Below are 18163 nucleotides of genomic sequence, written 5' to 3' on the forward strand. Positions count from 1 at the left end.
GCGTCACCCAGCCACGTGCTTGTTGCTACTGGTAGTGAGATTCGTTGTTGATCTTGCCTACTTTGCCTACCCAAAACGGACATGGGACTGAATTGTCCTTTTTGGGTAGGCAAAGTAGGCAAGATCAACAACTTCGACACCGACTCCGACGGAGTTGCCCATTTCGGGGTCTTGGGGCACTAACGGACTGGCACGGCCAGGTCGGCCGCGGGTAGCGCTGAGCCGGTGGCGTCGGGGAAATAGCGGTCGAGCAGGGCCAGCGAGATTTCCGCGCGCGGCGGACGCGTTCACGGGCCAGCGAGATGGCCGTGTCGAGCAGATGGGTGCCGGCTGGATAGATGTTGGGCGAATTGCGCAGGCCGAATTTGAGGTAGACGGGCGCGGCCACTCGGACGATCTCGGCGATTTCGAAATGCCGGACGAAACCGCCCTGGTCGTCCGGCGACTCCACGTAAATGTCCAGCGGGATATCGATCGCCTGCCGGATCGCGGCCAACTGAGCCAGGCTCAGGTCGGTCGGCACGTTGTAGGTGTTGGCGCCGGTCCGCTCGGCGAGCCGGATCGACGCCGGGTTGGCCAGTCCCATCTGGACACTCACTTTGAACCGCAAGGCGGCCGGAAACTCGCCTTCAGCGCGCATCGCCGCGGCGACCGAGAGCACCCCGAGATCGGTCACCAGCACGCTGCGGAAACCGTGTTCGCACGTACGCCGAATGTCCTCCAGGACATACACCAACTGCTCGGTGCCACGAGCCTGCGCGACCACGCTGCCGGCGCCGGCAGCCAGTGCGGCCGCGCCAGTGTCCCAGCCGGCCAGTGGCCGAGCGAAAAGGCTGACTTCGACACTGCGCTCAGCGGCGATCCCTGCCATCGCGGCATTTCACCGTCGGTCTGCAGCATTCCACCGCTGCCCTGGGAAACCCGGTGCACCAGCACCCCGCGAGCGTCCGCTTCGGCGAACACCGCCGACAACACTTCGGGGCCTTCCACGCTGGGAATCTCGACCCGGTATTGGGCGCCATCGGGGAACCGCTTGGCACTGCTCGGCAGGTCCCCGGGATCGGCGCCCGGCAACCCGATGCCTCGCAGGAATTCGCGCGTACGCTGCACAGTCCATTCTCCTTGTTCGAAATCTCGAACGATGACTGATATACCGAACAATGGTGCTAGTGTACGCCCTGGAAGGAGGTGGCGATGACTCGAGCGGTGCCGGCGGTCACCAGGGCACTGGACATCCTGGAGCTGTTCCTGACCGGCGAGGCGCTCTCGGCGCCGGACATCTGCGGCCGTTCCGGACTGCCCCGGACGACCGTTCACGAGCTTCTGCACACCTTGTTGGACCGCGATTTTCTTGCCACCGCCCCAGAAAGGCCGAACCACTACCGGCTCGGCGTAAGGGTTTTCCAGCTCGGCGGGGTGTTTGCCGGTCAGCTGGACCTGGCCCGGGATGGCCAGCCGATCGCGGCCGCGGTGGCCGCCCGGTGCGCCGAGACCGTGCACCTCGCGGTGTTGGACGGCGTTGAGGAGGGTTTACGTCGTACGCATCGAAAGCACCCAGCCAGTCCGGATGGTCTCGTCGGTCGGCCGCCGGCTGCCGGCGCATTGCACGGCGGTCGGCAAGGTATTGCTGGCCGAGTTGGCACCGGCGGAGCTGGATTTACGCTATCGCCGCCGGAAACTGACCGCCATGACCCCGCGAAGCATCACCACTTTGGCTGCGTTGAAGAAGGAAACAGCCCGGATCCGAGAAGCCGAGCTGGCCACCGAATTCTGCGAGTCGAACGAAGCGGTCGCGTGCGTGGCCGCGCCGGTGCGAGATCATCAGGGCGAAACCGTGGCCGCGATGAGCATTTCGGTGCCGATCACCCGCTGGAATGCCGCCCAGATCAACAGAACTCGCCGCGATCGTACGCGACGGCGCCCGCCAACTGTCCGGCCGGCTCGGCTTTGCGATCAAAGGAACTTGAGACCGCCGAACACCTCGACGACCAGCGATGAGTCGGTCGAGGACGCCACCGCGGGGCCGGAAACAGCGAGCGAATAGAGATCCCCATCGCGTTGCCGGACAAGGACGAACACTCCCCGCTGGACACCTCCGTCCATCCAGGTCCAGCTCCACACGGCGGCATCGGCCGAGTCGTCCTTGTATCCGGCGTCGACTTTCAACGATTTCAGGTGATAGCCCGTCCGGTTTTTATAGGCGTAACTGTCCTCGCCGGTCAGCCAGTCTCTCGGCGAAAGATGGTCGGCCCGGTCCGCCGGAATCGCCTGCACCTGAATGACGAGCTGCCCACTGTCAACGTCCTTGCTCGCGGCGAAACCAGGCGCGGTCCGCAGGTCGGGAGGTGACGTGAGCGTGGTCCAGTTGGTCGGCAGCACGGTAGTGGCGCGGCCGAACCGGATGATCTCGCCGAGTTCCAGAGTCCCCTTGCTGGTCGCGACCTTCTGGTAGCCGCCCGCAGGCGGAGCCTCCAGGGTGTAGACGAGGTAGCCGTCAATAAATTCGGGTCTGTTCAGCCGTACGACAGTGATCGTCACGCCAACCGCCACCACGATGGCGACCGCCGCGGCCACGAGTGTCCACATGAGACGACGGCGTCGCCTCGGCGCCGGAACTACCGGAGCCGGCGGCGGGGCATCGGACGTGACCGTCGAACTTTCCGGCCGTACGAACGATTCAGCCGGCACCGCCGCCCCAGACGCAGGCTCCAGCCGTACGAACGATTCGGCCGGCACCGGCACCGACACCGGCTCCGGCCGCTCCGGACGTACGACTGGGGGGTCCACGACCATGGGTGCGGGCTCCGCGATCCCTCCGGCTGTGAGTCGAGAAAGGTCTCCGGTGGTCGGTGCTTGCTCGACCGCCATAATCGTCCGCAGCGCCTCCTCGACCTCTTCCGCGCTGGGCCGTCGGTCGGGTTCCTTTTCCAGCAACCCTGCCAGAACCGGCTGCAGCGGGCCGGCATGCTCAAAAGCGTCCGGCGGATCGCTGAGGACCGCGGCCAGCGTCGGCAGCTGGCCCGTACGAGCGAATGGCGCCCGCCCCTCGACGGCCGCGTAAAGCGTGGCGCCCAACGAAAACAAGTCGCTGGCCGGCCCTGGCGACTCACCGCGGACCCGCTCCGGCGCCATGTACTGCGGCGACCCGATCATGGTGCCGGTCGCGGTCAGCGACACCTGGTCCATCTCGTACGCGATGCCGAAATCCGTCAGGACAACGGCATCGTCGTCTTCGACGAGTACGTTCGCGGGCTTCACGTCCCGGTGAATCACGCCAGCCTTATGAGCAGCGCGAAGAGCACCTAGCAGGCTCAGCCCCAGGGCGGCCACCCCCGAGCCGGCGGCAGCGCTCCTTCGGCCTCGACCAGCTCCTCCAGGCTGCGCCCGTCGACCAACTCCATCACGATCCACGGATGGTTTGTCGGCGGTGATCACGTCATGCACCCGTACGATCGCCGGATGCCGCAGCCGGGCGCCCAGCCGGGCCTCCCGCAGCATCCGTTCGGCCATCTGCGCCTTGGCCAGCTCGGACATGCCCAGCGGCAGCAGCACTTCCTTCAGCGCCACCTCGCGGTCCAGGGTCTGGTCGTGGGCTCGCCAGACCCGCCCCATGCCGCCCTGACCGATCGCCGCCCGAATGACGTACCGGCCGGCGATCACCCGCGCTTCAACCACTGGACCAGGCTAGGGGAAAGGGAAACCAAAAACCTTGAACCGCATGGGCGATGCCCGAAGGTGCACTACTGGTTGGTCGGGCTGCTCTTGTAGACGTTGGTGAACAGCTGGCCATTGGCCTGGAAATCGGCCTCGGGACCCGCGAAGGACAGCACGTAGAAGGCGCCCTGGTAAAGCTGGCCGAACTGAAGGACGTGCCGCTTCACCCCACCGTCCGTCCAGGTCCACTCCCAGCGAATGTCCGCGGTTGGCTTGCTGTCGCTGAAGTTGACCTTCTCCAACACGATCAGCGCGTAGCCCGGCTGAGCCGTCAACGCCACCGACTGCGCGGCCTGAAACCAGCTCAGCGGTGTCTTCGCGGTCGGGCCGGTGGGCGACGCCAACTGGATCACCACCTGCTGGTTGCGATCGGCGACGGCCTTCGCGTAGCCAGCGACCGGCTGCTCGTCCGAGCCACCGACCCGCACCCATCCGGCCGGGATGGTGATCGACACTTTCCCCACCGTGAAAGGCGCGATCGGGGTCAGAGTGCCGCTGGAGGTCGCCGGCGCGGTGTTGCCGCTGCTCGTGCTGGCCGTCGGCCGGTGCCCCGAAGTGAGCGCCCAGACCGCACCGGCCGCGATGACCACGACGACGACAACGGCCGCGGCGCCCAGCAGAATCAGCCGCGACCGGCGCTTGGCCGGCGCAGCGGCTGGTACGGGCAACGCCTCGGTCAGCTCCGCCTGGGTGGCGGCCGGCTCCAGCGGCGGCACGGCTCCCACCCCAGGAGTCGCAACGGGCTCGGTCGCGCAGGCAGGCAGCACCGCGGTCGGCGCGCTGGCCGGAATTCGCGCTGGTACGGGCAAGTCGTCGCCGGTGCTGACGCTGGACTCGACTGCGGCAACAGACCGCAGAGCATCCTCGACGGCGTCCGCGTCCATTCGCCGTGCCGGGTCCTTTTCCAACATTCCAGCCAAAACTGGCTGCAGCTGACCGGCCGAAGCGAAGGCATCGGGCGCATCGCTCAAAACCGCGGCCAAAGTGGCGAGCTGTCCCGTTCGTACGAACGGAGACCGCCCCTCAACGGCCGCGTAAAGCGTGGCGCCCAACGAGAAAATGTCGCTGGCCGGCCCGGGTTTGTCACCGCGCACCCGCTCCGGAGCCATGAACTGCGGCGACCCGATCATGGTGCCGGTCGCGGTCAGCGAGGACTGCTCCAGCTCGTACGCGATGCCGAAATCCGTCAGGCTGACCGATCCGTCGGGCTCTACAAGAACGTTCGCCGGCTTCACGTCCCGATGGATGACGCCGGCCTTATGAGCAGCCTGCAGAGCGCCCAGCAGACTCAAGCCAATGTCCGCGACCTGGGCCACCGGCAGCGCGCCCTCGGCCTCGATCAGCTCCTCCAGGCTGCGCCCGTCGACCAGCTCCATCACGATCCACGGCCGCGAATCCACGATCAGCACGTCATGCACCCGTACGATCGCCGGATGCCGCAGCCGGGCGCCGAACCGGGCCTCGCGCAGCATCCGCTCGGACATCTGCGCCTTCGCGGCCTCCGCCATCCCCTCGGGCAGCAGCACTTCCTTCAGCGCGACCTCGCGGTCCAGCATCTGGTCATGGGCCCGCCAGACGCGACCCATCCCGCCCTGCCCGATGACGTCGCGAATGGCGTACCGATCGGCGATCACCCGCATCGCCCCAGGCTAGGGCAAGGAAAGCAGGCCCGAGCCGGGACCGCGAAGGCCATGCCCGAAGGTGCACGCAGGCACCGAAAATCCGTTGCGAAGCGTACGAAACGCACCGGATCCTGGGGCGATGTTGCGACGGCGGGTGCGCGCATATGTGAGCCACCGAGGCGAGTATCTCGGCACTCTCGACATCGGCCAGGTGGACAGTCCCTGGTGGTCCGAAGCGCAATCGGTGAACGCGGCCGTCGATGCAAAGCTCGGCACCGAAGTTGCTATCTGCCGGCTGCTGACGGTCGTCCCGGACGGCGACCACGGCCCGCGCGGCGGCGAAGTCGCCTACCACGTTGAGGTCCTCGGTGCACCGACTCGCCAGCACCTCAACGAAAGTCCGGTGGACGACTGGGCGGCCATCATCGCGCCGCACCCGCTGCGGTCCGCCTGGGCCACCCCGGACGGCGTACGGGACCTGCTCGACTGGGCGACGGCCGCGGCGGACCGGCCGCTGCGGGGCAAGTCGTGGCAATGGAAGACCTGAATCTGTCGTGCCTGTTCACACTGAACACTGTGGATGGTTTGCGCTGGGCGAAGGCGGCGCCCGCATTCGGCAACTCCGAAGCGGACGTGATCGAGGTTGTCCGGCGGTACGACCCGGCGCTGGTGCCGACCGTGCTCGCCGCCGACCGCGCGACCAAGCGGACGCTGCTCGCGAATGCGCCGGGCGAGGGCTGCTGGAAGGCGTCGACCAAGACCGCGTGTGAGGTCATCCAACGCTGGGTCGCGGTGCAGGCCGCGATCGGCGAGCCGGACCTGGTCGACCTGCCAGCGGTCGACCCGGTGATCTCAACGCGCGGGCTCCTGGCCGGTGAGGCCGGCGGCCAGCTGACCCAGACCGAGCTGGCCGCCGCGTACGAACTGCTGGACCAACTCCCGAAGCTGCTGGCCGAACAGGCCAGCGCGGAGTTGCCACCCACGCTCGTACACGGCGACTTCCACCCCGGCAACTGGCACTCCGACGGGACCACCCACACCATCAGACGACTGGGCCGACAGCTTCGCCGGCAACCCGGCGACGGACGTGCTCAGGCTGACCGACTGGCTGCCGGAAGAGCAGCGGGAGGCGGTCCTTACGGCATGGGTGGACGCGTGGCGTACGCACCGGCCCCAGAGCTTCCCAGAGCGCGCGCTTGCTCCAACGCGAGTCATCGGTCACCTGCTGGCGGCCGACACGTACCAGCGCTTCCTGGACGGCATCGAGCCGGCAGAGCGCGTCTACCACGAAGGTGACCCCGCCGGCGAGCTGCGGGCCGCGACAACTGCGTTATCGGGGTAGAGCGTTCTCAAGCGGGAGCCCAAAAGGGCAGAACCAGTGGCTGGATAGAGCCTCCCGGCCACTCGTCGTTTTACCGTGCGGCATGCAGACCTTCGTGGTGCGCGTCTGGGTGCCAGGCGACGACGCGGATCGCCCCGTCCCGGCCGAGGTTCACGGGGTGGTGGAACACGTCCGTTCGGGCCGGATCACCACCTTCTGCGACGACGAAGAGCTGCTCGGATTCATCCACGAGTGCGTCGGCCAGGACCTCCGGCCGCCGGAGCACGGGTAAGGGGCGGCGGCCACCGCTGGCACTCATTTACCGCCGAACGCAAGGCGGCGGTCCCTTTTGCCATCGTCCGATCGGTCACAGATCTCGGCCATAGGGGCATACGTAGCACGTAGCCGACAGGAACATACGTACCTTCCCCGATGCTCCGAAGCCCTTCCCTCGCGCACTCTGATACCTGGTCGCTTCTCGGTCCAGACCAAAACGAGAGCGACGCGGTGTCAGAGTGGGGAGACCGACGGATGGATGGGGCGTAGTGGCCAGTTCGTTGCAGGCGGCTTCGACGGTGACGGCCGGACCGCGTACGCGTGGCGGCCGGACGCTCTCATCGGTGTGGGTCGACCGGCCCGCGCTGGTGCGCCGGCTGGCTGGGGTGACCGACCAACGTCTGACGATTCTGATCGCGGACGCGGGCTATGGCAAGACCTCCCTGCTGACCTCCTGGGCCAGCCAGGTCCCGCACTGCTGGTACACGCTCGGCCGTCACGACGCGGCGCTGTCCACGCTCGTACGCAACCTGTCCGAGCAACTGCTGACCCCCGTCCCGGACGCCGAGCTGCCGATCGACGAGGTGGCGCTCGCGCTGCTCGGCCCGCTGTCCCGGCAGCCCGACGACCTCGTACTGATCCTCGACGACCTGCACGAACTGCCCGAGGGCAGCGCTTCTGGGCAGCTGGTGGAGGCACTGTGCCGGTACGCGCCGGCCAACCTGCACATTGTGCTGTCCTCGCGCCGGCAGCCGCCGTTCTCGATCGAGCGGCTGCGCGGTCGCGGTCAACTGCTGGAGCTGGACGGCCACGCGCTGGCCTTCACCGCGGCCGAGACGCACGCGCTGCTGTCCACCGCGATCGGCGACGCGGCCGCCGACGACCTGGCCGAGAAGCTGCACGAGAACACCGGCGGTTGGCCGGCCGCGACCGTGCTCGCGGCCCGCTGGCTGCTGGACTTTCCGCCGGACGGGTACGCCGACGAGCTGTCCCGGCTGGGACATCCCGGCGGGCCGCTGTTCGGCTATGTGGCCGACGAGGTGGCCGGCAACCAGCCGGCCGACATCCAGGACCTGCTGCGCTGGGTGTCGCCGCTGCGCTGGTTCACCGCCGACCTGTGCGCCTTCGCCGGGCTGCCGGCCGACGGCGACCAGCTGAACCGGCTGGCCCGGGCCGGCGCGCTGCTCTGGCGGCGACCGGACGGCACCTTCACGGTCAGTCCGCTGGCCCGGGACGCGATTCGCGCGACCGCGCCGCTGCCGGCGAACGACTGGGCGCAGCTGCACCGACAGGCGGCCACGTGGTTCCTGCGCCACGAGGACACCCAGGAGGCGCTGCGGTGCGTACGGGCGATTGGCGACCCGCCAACCACCGCCGCGTTCATCTGCGAAAACGCCTCTGAGCTGCTGCGCGCGGGCGCGGCCACAGTGGTCCTGGAAGCGTTCGGCCAGCTGCCGCCGTGGGCCCGTACGGCCGACACCGAGCGGGTCGAGGGGCAGGCCAAGTTCTGCCTCGGCGACTGGAGCGGCGCGCTGCGCTGCTTCTACCGCGGGGGTGGAGATCGCCGGTGCGGTCGAGCCGCGGTTCGGCTGGCGACTGGCCGCCCTCTACCACTTCCTCGGCGAGCCCAACCGGGCGCTGGCGATCTGCGAGCAGGTCACCGCGGTCGGCAACGGCGGGCCGGCGAGCGCCGACGAGGCACTCGTACTGGCGTGGACGGCGTATTCGCACTGGGTACGCAACGAGCACCCAGCGAGCCGGGACCTCGCGGCGCGCGCGTTGCGGGTCGCGCAGGCCGCCGGCGACAACAGCGCGTTGGCTGCCGCATACAGCGTCATGGGGTTGCTCAACGGCATCGACACGGACGCCCACCACGAGGCCGCGGTCGAAGCGGCCGCCCTCAGCCGCAACACCATGCACATCATCTTCGCGCACACCAACTACGCGCGGACGCTGACGCTGATCATTCGCGGGGACGTACGGGCCGGACTGACGCAGCTGGACGTGGCCGTCACCGCCGCCGAACGCAGCGGCGACCGCAACATGGTGCTCTTCACGCACTGCCACCGCGGCACCGCGAAGCTGGCGCTCGGCCGGCTCGACGAGGCGGCCGCCGACTTCCAGGCCGCGCGGGCCGGTTACCAGCGCGGCGGGCCGGGCACGAGCGCGCGGCCGCTGGTCGGGCTGGGCGAGGTCTACCGGGAGCACGGCGACCTGGCGCTGGCCGCCGCCGCGTACCAGGAAGCGGCCGACATCTCTGCCGAGTCCGGCGACCAGGAGATGCACGGCGTCGCGCTGACCGGCCTCGCGAAGGTGCGGCTGGCCGACGACCCGGAGGCGGCCGCGGTGCTCGCCGAGCAGGCGGTGGCCTCCTCCGAGGGGTCCGAGCGGGTACGCGCGCAAATCGCCGCCGGCTGGGTGGCCCTGGCCCGCGGCGACCGGCAGCGGTTGTCCGAGGCGGTGGCCGCGGCCACCGCCGGCGTCGGGATCGGCGCCGACCGCGGCGGGCTCGCCCGGCTGCTGAACTGCTGCGCGCGGCTGCCCTCACCGACCAGCCCGCCGAGCAACTTCGGCTGCTGCACCAGGCCGCCGACATCTGGGCGGCCACCGGCCAGCTGATCGGCGCCGCCCGCGTCGGGGTCGCGGTGGCCCGGCTGACCGAGGCGCCGGCGCCGGTACTGGAAGCGGCCACCGCGGCCCTTCGCCAGTACGGCGTCCACCCGGCCGCCGAGGTCGCCGCCGGGCTGCTTCGCTTCGTACCGATCCCGGCGCCGAACTCCCTTGAGGTCCGTACGCTCGGCGGCTTTGGCCTGCTCCGCGACGGGCAGCTGGTGGGCGCCGAGGAATGGCGGTCGAAGAAGGCCCGCGACCTGTTCAAGCTGCTGGTGGCCCGCGCGCGGCCGGCCCACCCCGCGCGAGCTGCTGATGGACATCCTGTGGCCGGACGGACGAGGATCCGACCAAATGCGCCAACCGACTTTCCGTTGCGCTGTCGACGATTCGTACGGTCCTTGACCCCGGCCGAGCGTTCCCGCCGGACCATTTCGTGGGCACCGACAAATACGCCATCGAGTTGCGCAACCTGGCCGTCGACGTCGAGGTTTTCCTTGCCATCGCGGCAAAGGCCCAGATGGAGTACGAGCGTGGCAGTGCCGACGCACCGCGCGCGCTGGCGCTGGCCGAGGCCACCTACAGCGGGGATTTCCTGGAGGAAGACCCGTACCAGGACTGGGCCGTGCCGCTGCGTGAGGAAGCCAAGGCTCGCTATTTGGAGCTCGTACGGCTGCTCGCCAGCATCGCCTCCAAGGCTGGCGAATACGACCGCGCGGCGCGTTATCGCTTGCGTGCGTTGGAAAGGGACACTTTCGACGAGGAAGCGCACCTCGGCCTGATCGGCGCACTGGTGGCCGCCGGCCGCCATGGCGAGGCCAAGCGGCGCTACCAGATCTCTACCGCGAGCAGATGGCGGAGATCGGCATCGACCCGGCGCCGTTCCCGCAGCGGTCGCAGCGCCGGCCCTCTCCGGCTGGCAGGTAAACGGTTTTTTTTTGTCTTGCGCTGGACCGCACACTCCGTGCGGTCCAGCTCTCTTTGTGTGAACGGTTTTTACGTATACGGACGTACGTGGGGCGAAATTACGTGGTGGCACGGATGGTAAGGGCTACCTGTTCGGGCGAGAATTTCCAGTATGAGACAGGTATCCCCCCCGCCAGACCAACTGCGGTCCGGCATGAGCGCACCGATGGCGGCGCCCGGCGCCGCACCATATGTCCGCACCATGGGAACCTTCCAGGTGATCCGCGGCCGGAGCCCGTTCGACACCGCCGAGTGGCCCTCGAAAAAAGCCCGTGAGCTGTTCAAACTGCTGATCGCCCGGCGCGGTCGGCCGACCGCCCGCGAGCTCTTGATGGACACGCTGTGGCCGGACGACGAGCCCACCAGATGCGCCAAACCGGCTGTCCGTCGCATTGTCGACCATCCGTACGGTTCTCGACCCTTACCGTCGGTACCCGGCTGACCATTTCGTGAGCACCGACAAATACGTGGTGAGCCTTTCCAACGTCACCGTCGACGTGGAGGTTTTCCTTGCCGCCGCGCGGGAAGCCGTGCTGCGCTACGAGAACGGCGAGCCGGACGCGCTGACCGCGCTGGCGCTCGCCGAGGCTGGCTACGCCGGGGACTTCCTGGCCGAAGACCGTTACTACGAGTGGGCCGTGTCACTGCGCGAGCTGGCCCGTGCGAGTTATCTGGACCTCGTTCGTACGCTCGCTACCGCCGCTGCCCGCAGCGGCGACTACGAGCGGGCGCAGGCGTACCAACTGCGTGCCCTGGAGCGGGACCCGTTCGACGAGCAGGCGCACCTCGGGCTCATCGACGCGTTGGCGTGCACCGGAAAACACGACCGGGCTCGCCGGCAGTATCACGACTATCGCCGGCAGATGGACCGGATCGGCATCGAGCCGGTCCCGTTCCCGCCGCACCGGGTGGCGGCCCGGCCGCTGTCCACTGTCGGGCGCTGATCTCGTATGTCCTGGGCTTGCGGTGGTGATCCTTCGCGGGGAAGCTGATCCGATCAGTCGAACCCGAAGGACGCACCGTGCCCGGTCAGGTCGAGACTTCCCGCGGTCTGCGCCGCACCCTGTCGGTTTGGCAGGCCATCGGCCTGTCGGTGGCGCTGATGGCGCCCAGCATGGCCGCGAACATCAACCCGCAACAGACCGCCGGCCCGGCTGGTAGAGCGGTGCCGCTGGCATTTTTCCTGTCCGCACTGGGCGTTCTGCTGGTCGCGTACGGTTTTGTCCGACTCTGCCAGTATTATCAGCACGCCGGCTCGGTTTATGCCTTCGTTGGAGCCACTCTCGGGCCACGAGCCGGCGTGGTGTCCGGCGTCGGGCTGCTCGGCACGTACACGTTCTACGCGGTGGTCACCTCCTCAGCCGCCGGCAACCTCGGCGGCACCGCTTTCCTTACCGAGGTGGGAATCTGGCCGAATCCGCCGGCTTGGGCGCCTTTCGTGCTGACCGGCGTGGCGCTGGTCGGCAGCTGGCTGCTCGCGATGGCCCCGGCCCGCCGCGGCACCACCGTCCTGCTGGTCGTCGAGGGCGCCACCGTCGCGCTGATCCTGCTGATCACCGCCATCATCGCGGTTCGGCTGATCGGCGGCACCGCACCCGGCGGCCAGCATTTCACCTCGCAGGTCTTCACCTTCACCCCCGACAGCGGCCTCTCCGGCGTCTTCCTCGGTGCCGTCTTCGGCTTCCTTTCCTTCGCCGGCTTCGAAGCCGCCGCCACCCTCGGCGAGGAAACCAGCAACCCGCGCCGGGACATCTCCCGCGCCATCCTGGGCACCGCGATCTTCGGCGGCGCATACTTCGTCATCGTCACCGCGGTCGAGATGATGGCCTTCGGCACCGACGCGGCCGGCGTCAGGAAATTCGCCAATTCCGGTTCACTGCTGGGAGACCTCGGCACCGGCTACGTCGGCGCCTGGGCTGGCGACCTCATCAGCCTCGGGGCCACCATCAGCGCCTTCGGCTGCTGCCTCGCCTGCGTCGTCGGCGCCTCCCGCATGCTTTTCGCGCTGGGCCGCGACATCGGGGGCGCCCGCGGCATCGGCCGTACGTCCGCCAGCGGCACCCCCGCCATCGCCACCACCGTCATCACCCTCCTGGCCGCCGCCTTCATCGTGATCTGCGCGGTCTTCTTCGGCGCCACCACGAAAGACACCTTCGCCTGGTCCGGCACCATCGGCACCCTGATCTTGCTCGTGGTCTATTTACTGACCACCGTCGGAGCGATCTGGCTGATTTTCGTACGCCGAAAGATGGCCGTGCCTCGCTGGCAGGTCGTTTTTCCGTTGGGAGCACTGGCCTTGCTCGGCTACACGGTTTACGTGAACGTCATCCCGTACCCGACCGCGGGCCCGGCCCGCTGGTTCCCGGTCGTCGCTGGGGATTCTGGTGGTCGCCCTGGTGGGTGTGCTCGCCCTCCCCCGCGTCGCCCGTCGCGTCGGCACCCAGCTCGCCTCCCTCAGCAGCGTTTCGCGCGAGGGTGACATTTGAGGGGTTGAATGCCCCCTATTTGTCGCCCCAAACGTCACCCTCGCGGAGGTTACGTTCAGGTCCAGCGTAAGCAACGGGGCGTTGCGGACCAGCGAGCCAGTTAACCGTTGAGGTAAGCCAAAACAGCGAGCACCCGGCGGTTGGTGTCATCGGACGGTCCGATGCCGAGTTTGCCGAAAATGCTGGCGGTGTGCTTGCCGACCGAGCCCTCGCTGATGAACAACCGGGCCGCGATCGCCGCGTTGGAACAACCTTCCGCCATCAACGACAACACGTCTCGCTCGCGCGGTGACAATGCCGCCAGCGGTTCGTCGCGGGCATTACTGACGAGCAGTTTCGCGATCACTTCTGGGTCCATAGCGGTGCCGCCGCCGGCGACTCTTCGTACGGCGTCAATGAACTGCTCGGCGTTGAACACTCGGTCTTTCAACAAATAGCCGATCCCGCCGGTGCCGTCGGCGAGCAGCTCCCGGGCGTACAACTGCTCGACGTGCTGCGACAGTACGAGCACCGGCAGGCCGGGTTCGCGTTGGCGGGCATGCAAAGCCGCCTGCAACCCCTCGTCTGTGAACGTCGGTGGCAGTCGTACGTCCACAATGGCCACATCTGGTTTTTCTTCTATCAGCGCCTGTTCCAGCGCCGGACCACTCTCGACCGCCGCCACCACCTCAAAACCGTGCGCGGACAGCAGGTGCGTCAGTCCGTCGCGGAGAAGGTAGAGGTCTTCGGCGAGGACAACGCGCATGGCAGCTCCATCGTCACCATTGTCGGACCGCCCGAAGGGCTACTGACGGTGACCCTACCGTCGAAGGTGCCCAGTCGGCGCTCAATGCCGCGCAGGCCACTGCCGCGGCTCGGGTCGGCGCCGCCCGTGCCGTCGTCAAGCACGCTGATCCGCAGCGCGCTGTCCAAGTGCCGCAGGTCGATCCACACCCGCTCGGCGCCGGAATGGCGGGCCGCGTTCGTCAGCAGCTCGGCGACCGCGAAGTAGGCGGCGGACTCCACCGGCGCGGCCAGCTGGCCATCCAGCGCCGCCTTGACCTGTACGTCCAACGGGCTGTCCAGCGCGATCGCGCGGATCGCGTCGGCCAACCCGCGCTCGGCGAGGATCGGCGGGTGGATGCCGCGGACCAGCGTACGCAGCTCAGCCAGCGCCGACGCGGAGCTGTCCCGCGCCTTGCTCACAAGCGCCTTCGCGGCCGCCGGGTCCTGGTCTATAAGTGCCTCGATGGCGCCAAGCGTCATGCCCATCGCGACCAGCCGCGCCTGCGCCCCGTCGTGCAGATCGCGCTCAATCCGGCGAACCTCGGCGGCCTGCGTGTCGGTCGCGGCCGTACGGGTCTCGGTGAGTTGCTCCACGCGCGCGGTCAACTCCTCGCGCTCGACCAGCATCATCGCCTTCGCTGTCGGGCGCAGCAGCAGCGACGACCACAGACTGTGAGCACGCACCAGCGGCGGCGAAAGGGCCAGCATGGCGACCACCAGCAGCACGCCGCCGACGAGCGCGAGCCACCTCGACCCGTACAGCTGCCCCACCCACTGCGATCCGTTCGGATCGAACAGTCCCGGCCCGATCAGCCCACCCATGGCGTAACAGAACGCGGTCATCGGCAGCAGCATCGGAACAATCCCGATTACTGGCTGGAAAATCAGCCAACCCAGGTCCCGCCAGGTCGCCGGATCGCGCAGCACCCAGCGTTCGCGATCCATCCAGGACGAACCACTGACCGGCAGGTACGGCCGCGGCAAGTCCAGCTCTGACCACCTGCGCCCGTACATTCGGAACAGGTTCGGCAACCAACGCGACCACACCACCACCGGGGCACCGAGCGGGCCGAGCAGGAGCGCCAGCAGGTAAACCGGCACCAGGGGGATCACCAGGAGGACTGGACGCCGATCGCGAAACACCGCGAGTTCGCGATCTGGCCGTTGGCGAACCACCAGCCGAAGGCCCGGGCTCGTACGATCGCGGCCGCGGACGCAGGACTGAGCAGCGCTCTGGTCCATAAGCCGTGCAGCCGTAGCATCCATGGCGCGATAAGCACACCTACCGCGATGCTTACCAGCCCGATGAAGACGTTCGTACGCAGAAGCAGCGGACCGGTGACGCCGAAGGCGATCAGGGCCGCCGGCAGCACCGCGATCGCGCCGCCGATCACTGGATCGAGCACCAACCAACCGAGGTCCCGCCAAGTGGCGAGGTCCGACATCACCCAGGTGTAGTAACGCCCAAAGGCGGGTCCGGCGGCAGTCTTATAGAGCGTACGACCGTCCGCCGAGCGATAGAGACCGTCAGGTCCAGGCGTGGGCGGCGGTGGTTTCGGCTGGTACGGGACGGGGATCGGGACACCGGACCACTCGCCGGCCAGCCGGCGCGCGAGGCCCATCAGCGGCCGCGGGAACTCGATGAGCCACGGCAGCGCGGCGATCCCGAGCAGAGAGCCGACGGCGAAAACGGGCTTCAGCGGCCCGATCGCGAAGAGCGCGAGACCGCGCCAGACCGCCCGCACATACCGCATCCCGCCGTCCCTTCCTCGCCGTTGGTGTCCAGTTTGACCTCCTCCGCCGGCGTCGCACAGTGGCCCCAGCTCTCGAGGTGGGGGTAGCTAGGCCCACTGTCAGTGGCCGCGGAAGGCTTCTTCGAGCCACCAGGACGGGCCGCTGGTGACTTTGGCGTCGATGACAAGGGGCCGATCCCGTGGACCTGCGAGCCAGTCAGTCAGACCGTCCAAATCGGACAGTGCTCGTACCGTGATCGCGTCGGCGCCGAATCCGCGGCCCATCGCGGCGATGTCGGTTTCCGGGAACAGCACAGTGTCCAGATTATGGCCGTGCGGACCAAAATGATGCACCTCGGCGCCGTACGCCTCGTCGTTGTAGAACACCACAACCATCGGCAGCCGGAGTCGTACGACGGTGTCCAGTTCAGCGATGGACATCAGGCCACCGCCGTCCCCCACAGCCGCTATCGGCAGCCGGGACGGCTCGGCGAGCGCGGCGCCAATCGCGGTGGCCAGGCCCAGGCCAATCGACTGATATGCCTGGGTGAAGCAAAAAACCACGCTCATCCGGCACCGCCAGGTAGGCACTCGGATATCCCATGAAGTTCCCGGAATCCACTGCGAGCACCCGGTCGACTGGGAGCCGCTCGTCGAGTCCAATCGACAGCGTTCGCGGGTCAATTCGGTCCACAGTGGACACGTCTTCGTACGACACTTCCCGCCAGCGGCCGTCCGGCAGCGACTTTTCCCGATATCCGATGCTTTCCTCGACGAGCTTCGCGACCGCGTCGGCCGTACGAGCGACATCGCCCAGCACGCCGAGGTCGATCGGCCGGTGCGCGCCCAAAGCGTCCGCGTCCAGATCCACCTGGACAACCGTCGCGGCCGCGCGATCAGGGCGCCGTGCCGCATCGTCCACATGTTCAGGCCGGCGCCCCAACCGACCACCAGATCCGCGCCACTGATCAATTCCACGGCCTGCGGTGTGGCAAATCCACCGGAAATCCCCAGAGACCACGGATTGCCGGCGAAAAGTCCGTTGGCCACCGCGGAAGTCGCCAGCAGCGCGCCACAACGGTCGGCCAGCAGTTCCAGCTCTTTCCGGGCTCCCCGGGCACCTCGCCCGGCCACGAAAACCGGCCGCTGAGCAGCCGCGATCGCCTTCGCGAGGGCTTGCGCCGCGGTCGGGTCCGGGCTGGGGACCTGAGCGGCCAGCAGTTTCGGTCGTACCGATGGAAAATCCTCGGCGGCCTGAACATCCAGCGGTAGGTTCAAAACGACCGTTCGGCGCCCTTCGACAGCGGTGCGATAGGCACGTACGACGTCGTCCATCGCACTCGCCGCACTGAAGACCCGCTCGCTGATCGCCCCAACCGCGACCGCGAGAGCGTCTTGATCCACCCGGAAATTCGAGCGTACGGCGGCGGCCGCGGTGTCCGCGGCCAGCACGATCATCGGAGTCCGGCTCTTGGCCGCCTCGGTGATCCCCGTCATCGCGTTGGTCAGGCCGCAGCCCTGATGGACGGACACGACACCGAGCCGCCCGCTCGTACGCGCATAGCCATCGGCCATGGTGGCGGCACCGGATTCGTGCCGGGCGGCCACAAATCGCGCACCCGCCGCCGCCATCGCGTTGGTGACGTGGAAATTCCCGCTGCCCACCACCCCGAAGACGTGGTCCGCGCCCAATTCCACCAGCGTACGGCCGACCAGCTCGGCGACCGTCACGACTCGACCAGCCCCAGCACCCGCGCCGGACTGCCGGAACCGCCCACGATCGGCAGTCCGGTGGCGATGACCACCGCGCCGGTCGGCGGCAGCTCGGCGAGGTTCTGCAACTGGGTCAGCCCGTACCGGCCGGAGCCGGCCAGCGAGCCGTGGCACGGAAACGGCGGATCAAAGCCGTGCGCCGCACCGGCGTCGGTGCCGGCCGTCTCCACGCCGATGCCCACGATGGACCGTTCGGCGAGCAGCCAGGCCACGCAGTCGGCGGCGATCCCGGGCGTGTGCGGGCCGGTTTCGTTGGCGTTCAGGAAATTGTCCTGGTCACCGCTGCGGGCATCCCAGCCGGTACGGTAAAGGAACCACCCGTGAACCGTCCCATGCTCGCTTTCCCAGACCTGGACATCGTTGACTTGCAACAGAAAGTCCGGGTCCTGGAGAGCCCGGTCGGCGAAGTCCAACACGCTGGCGGGCGCGATCAGCTCGCCGGGCGGGATTTCCGCGACACTGCGGCCATCCCGGCCGGTCACCCAGTGAATCGGTGCGTCCAGGTGGGTGCCGGTGTGCTCGCCGGTGTGGATGTTGTTCCAATACCAAGCCGGACCGCGGTCGTCGTAACGACTGATCTCCTCCAGTTGGAACGGCACAGTGTTCCCGAACGGCGGCGGCAACTGCAAAATCGGTGTGGTGCTTTGCAAAGGCGCGGTCAGGTCGACCACCCGAATGCCACCTGAGCACAACTGTGCACTGAAATCCCGCAAAACCGACATTGAGCCAACCTCCGCGGTCAGGGCCTCCAGCGGCGGTGCCTGGTGGCCGGTTCGCCCTCTCTCACCAGCGCCAGCCGCGGTTTCGGCGCGTCCGTACGGCCGGTTGGCGGCTGTCGCCTCCCGGCGGCGAACTGGAGTGGCCACGCCGCCGCCGGACCGGTGTAATCCTGCTCCA

Annotated in this window: 19 protein-coding genes and 2 pseudogenes; 11 read left to right on the forward strand and 10 right to left on the reverse strand. The window is 68.1% G+C overall.

All coding sequences use genetic code 11. The features are described from left to right. Positions 1 to 124 precede the first annotated feature (124 nt). A complete protein-coding gene (locus GNX96_RS39380; RefSeq protein WP_279582685.1) occupies positions 125 to 871 on the reverse strand; it encodes a U32 family peptidase in 747 nt (248 codons plus the stop codon). 53 nt (positions 872 to 924) lie between these two features. On the opposite strand from GNX96_RS39380, the gene GNX96_RS58755 reads away from it, so the two are divergent. The 3 genes and pseudogenes from GNX96_RS58755 to GNX96_RS66050 all read left to right on the forward strand — a co-directional run bounded on the left by GNX96_RS58755 (position 925) and on the right by GNX96_RS66050 (position 2044). After that, positions 925 to 1149: a hypothetical protein gene (locus GNX96_RS58755; protein WP_279582686.1), complete on the forward strand. Its 225-nt coding sequence runs from the start codon at positions 925 to 927 to the stop codon at positions 1147 to 1149. 45 nt (positions 1150 to 1194) lie between these two features. Further along, positions 1195 to 1347 (forward strand): annotated as a pseudogene (locus tag GNX96_RS66045) (helix-turn-helix domain-containing protein); the annotation flags it as partial. Positions 1348 to 1567: 220 nt separating this feature from the next. Beyond that, complete coding sequence (locus GNX96_RS66050) at positions 1568 to 2044, forward strand: IclR family transcriptional regulator (RefSeq protein WP_390624262.1); 477 nt, start codon at positions 1568 to 1570, stop codon at positions 2042 to 2044. On the opposite strand, the gene GNX96_RS39390 is transcribed toward GNX96_RS66050, so the two are convergent. Then, on the reverse strand, positions 1954 to 3675 hold the full coding sequence (locus GNX96_RS39390; RefSeq protein WP_279582688.1) for a serine/threonine-protein kinase: 1722 nt from the start codon (positions 3673 to 3675) through the stop codon (positions 1954 to 1956). The genes GNX96_RS66050 and GNX96_RS39390 overlap by 91 nt on opposite strands. Positions 3676 to 3740: 65 nt before the next feature. After that, on the reverse strand, positions 3741 to 5354 hold the full coding sequence (locus tag GNX96_RS39395) for a serine/threonine-protein kinase (protein WP_279582689.1): 1614 nt from the start codon (positions 5352 to 5354) through the stop codon (positions 3741 to 3743). A gap of 121 nt (positions 5355 to 5475) precedes the next feature. Between GNX96_RS39395 and GNX96_RS39400 the strand changes: the two genes are divergently transcribed. From GNX96_RS39400 to GNX96_RS39410, 3 genes are all read left to right on the forward strand, one after another. Further along, positions 5476 to 5883 carry a hypothetical protein gene (locus GNX96_RS39400; protein WP_279582690.1) on the forward strand — a complete coding sequence of 136 codons (408 nt, stop codon included), beginning with the start codon at positions 5476 to 5478 and terminating at the stop codon, positions 5881 to 5883. Further along, positions 5871 to 6632 carry a phosphotransferase gene (locus GNX96_RS39405; protein WP_163572774.1) on the forward strand — a complete coding sequence of 254 codons (762 nt, stop codon included), beginning with the start codon at positions 5871 to 5873 and terminating at the stop codon, positions 6630 to 6632. Before GNX96_RS39400 ends, GNX96_RS39405 begins: the two co-directional genes overlap by 13 nt. A gap of 128 nt (positions 6633 to 6760) precedes the next feature. Further along, complete coding sequence (locus GNX96_RS39410; protein ID WP_163572775.1) at positions 6761 to 6949, forward strand: hypothetical protein; 189 nt, start codon at positions 6761 to 6763, stop codon at positions 6947 to 6949. A 322-nt stretch (positions 6950 to 7271) separates the two neighbouring features. Here GNX96_RS39410 and GNX96_RS39415 read toward each other — a convergent pair whose 3' ends face one another. Both GNX96_RS39415 and GNX96_RS39420 read right to left on the reverse strand, forming a co-directional pair. After that, positions 7272 to 7937 (reverse strand): hypothetical protein, encoded by a 666-nt coding sequence (locus tag GNX96_RS39415; protein WP_163572776.1) that lies wholly within the window; start codon positions 7935 to 7937, stop codon positions 7272 to 7274. 20 nt (positions 7938 to 7957) lie between these two features. Beyond that, positions 7958 to 8437 carry a hypothetical protein gene (locus tag GNX96_RS39420; protein WP_163572777.1) on the reverse strand — a complete coding sequence of 160 codons (480 nt, stop codon included), beginning with the start codon at positions 8435 to 8437 and terminating at the stop codon, positions 7958 to 7960. A 50-nt stretch (positions 8438 to 8487) separates the two neighbouring features. On the opposite strand from GNX96_RS39420, the gene GNX96_RS39425 reads away from it, so the two are divergent. The 5 genes from GNX96_RS39425 (at position 8488) to GNX96_RS39445 (ending at position 12988) form a co-directional block, all read left to right on the forward strand. After that, complete coding sequence (locus GNX96_RS39425) at positions 8488 to 9552, forward strand: tetratricopeptide repeat protein (RefSeq protein ID WP_163572778.1); 1065 nt, start codon at positions 8488 to 8490, stop codon at positions 9550 to 9552. A 427-nt stretch (positions 9553 to 9979) separates the two neighbouring features. Then, positions 9980 to 10591 carry a bacterial transcriptional activator domain-containing protein gene (locus GNX96_RS39430; RefSeq protein WP_163572779.1) on the forward strand — a complete coding sequence of 204 codons (612 nt, stop codon included), beginning with the start codon at positions 9980 to 9982 and terminating at the stop codon, positions 10589 to 10591. Between the two features lie 72 nt (positions 10592 to 10663). Continuing rightward, positions 10664 to 10951 (forward strand): hypothetical protein, encoded by a 288-nt coding sequence (locus GNX96_RS39435; RefSeq protein ID WP_163572780.1) that lies wholly within the window; start codon positions 10664 to 10666, stop codon positions 10949 to 10951. Positions 10952 to 10958: 7 nt separating this feature from the next. Continuing rightward, complete coding sequence (locus GNX96_RS39440; protein ID WP_163572781.1) at positions 10959 to 11453, forward strand: bacterial transcriptional activator domain-containing protein; 495 nt, start codon at positions 10959 to 10961, stop codon at positions 11451 to 11453. A gap of 77 nt (positions 11454 to 11530) precedes the next feature. Beyond that, positions 11531 to 12988 carry an APC family permease gene (locus tag GNX96_RS39445; RefSeq protein ID WP_279582691.1) on the forward strand — a complete coding sequence of 486 codons (1458 nt, stop codon included), beginning with the start codon at positions 11531 to 11533 and terminating at the stop codon, positions 12986 to 12988. A gap of 107 nt (positions 12989 to 13095) precedes the next feature. Here the strand turns inward: GNX96_RS39445 and GNX96_RS39450 are convergent, their stop codons facing one another. From GNX96_RS39450 to GNX96_RS39470, 5 genes and pseudogenes are all read right to left on the reverse strand, one after another. Further along, a complete protein-coding gene (locus GNX96_RS39450) occupies positions 13096 to 13740 on the reverse strand; it encodes a LuxR C-terminal-related transcriptional regulator (protein WP_163572782.1) in 645 nt (214 codons plus the stop codon). Beyond that, positions 13692 to 14873: a sensor histidine kinase gene (locus tag GNX96_RS39455; RefSeq protein ID WP_279582692.1), complete on the reverse strand. Its 1182-nt coding sequence runs from the start codon at positions 14871 to 14873 to the stop codon at positions 13692 to 13694. The genes GNX96_RS39450 and GNX96_RS39455 overlap by 49 nt, the downstream gene beginning before the upstream one ends. Then, positions 14870 to 15514, reverse strand: a complete 645-nt coding sequence (locus tag GNX96_RS39460) for a sensor domain-containing protein (RefSeq protein WP_163572784.1) — start codon at positions 15512 to 15514, stop codon at positions 14870 to 14872. The genes GNX96_RS39455 and GNX96_RS39460 overlap by 4 nt, the downstream gene beginning before the upstream one ends. A 99-nt stretch (positions 15515 to 15613) precedes the next feature. Continuing rightward, positions 15614 to 17224: pseudogene (locus GNX96_RS39465) on the reverse strand (thiamine pyrophosphate-binding protein). Next, positions 17221 to 17988: a cyclase family protein gene (locus GNX96_RS39470; RefSeq protein WP_163572788.1), complete on the reverse strand. Its 768-nt coding sequence runs from the start codon at positions 17986 to 17988 to the stop codon at positions 17221 to 17223. The pseudogene GNX96_RS39465 and the gene GNX96_RS39470 overlap by 4 nt, the downstream one beginning before the upstream one ends. Between the last annotated feature and the right edge of the window lie 175 nt (positions 17989 to 18163).

The organism is Fodinicola feengrottensis, from assembly GCF_010993775.1.
Classification (GTDB): Bacteria; Actinomycetota; Actinomycetes; order Mycobacteriales; family HKI-0501; genus Fodinicola; species Fodinicola feengrottensis.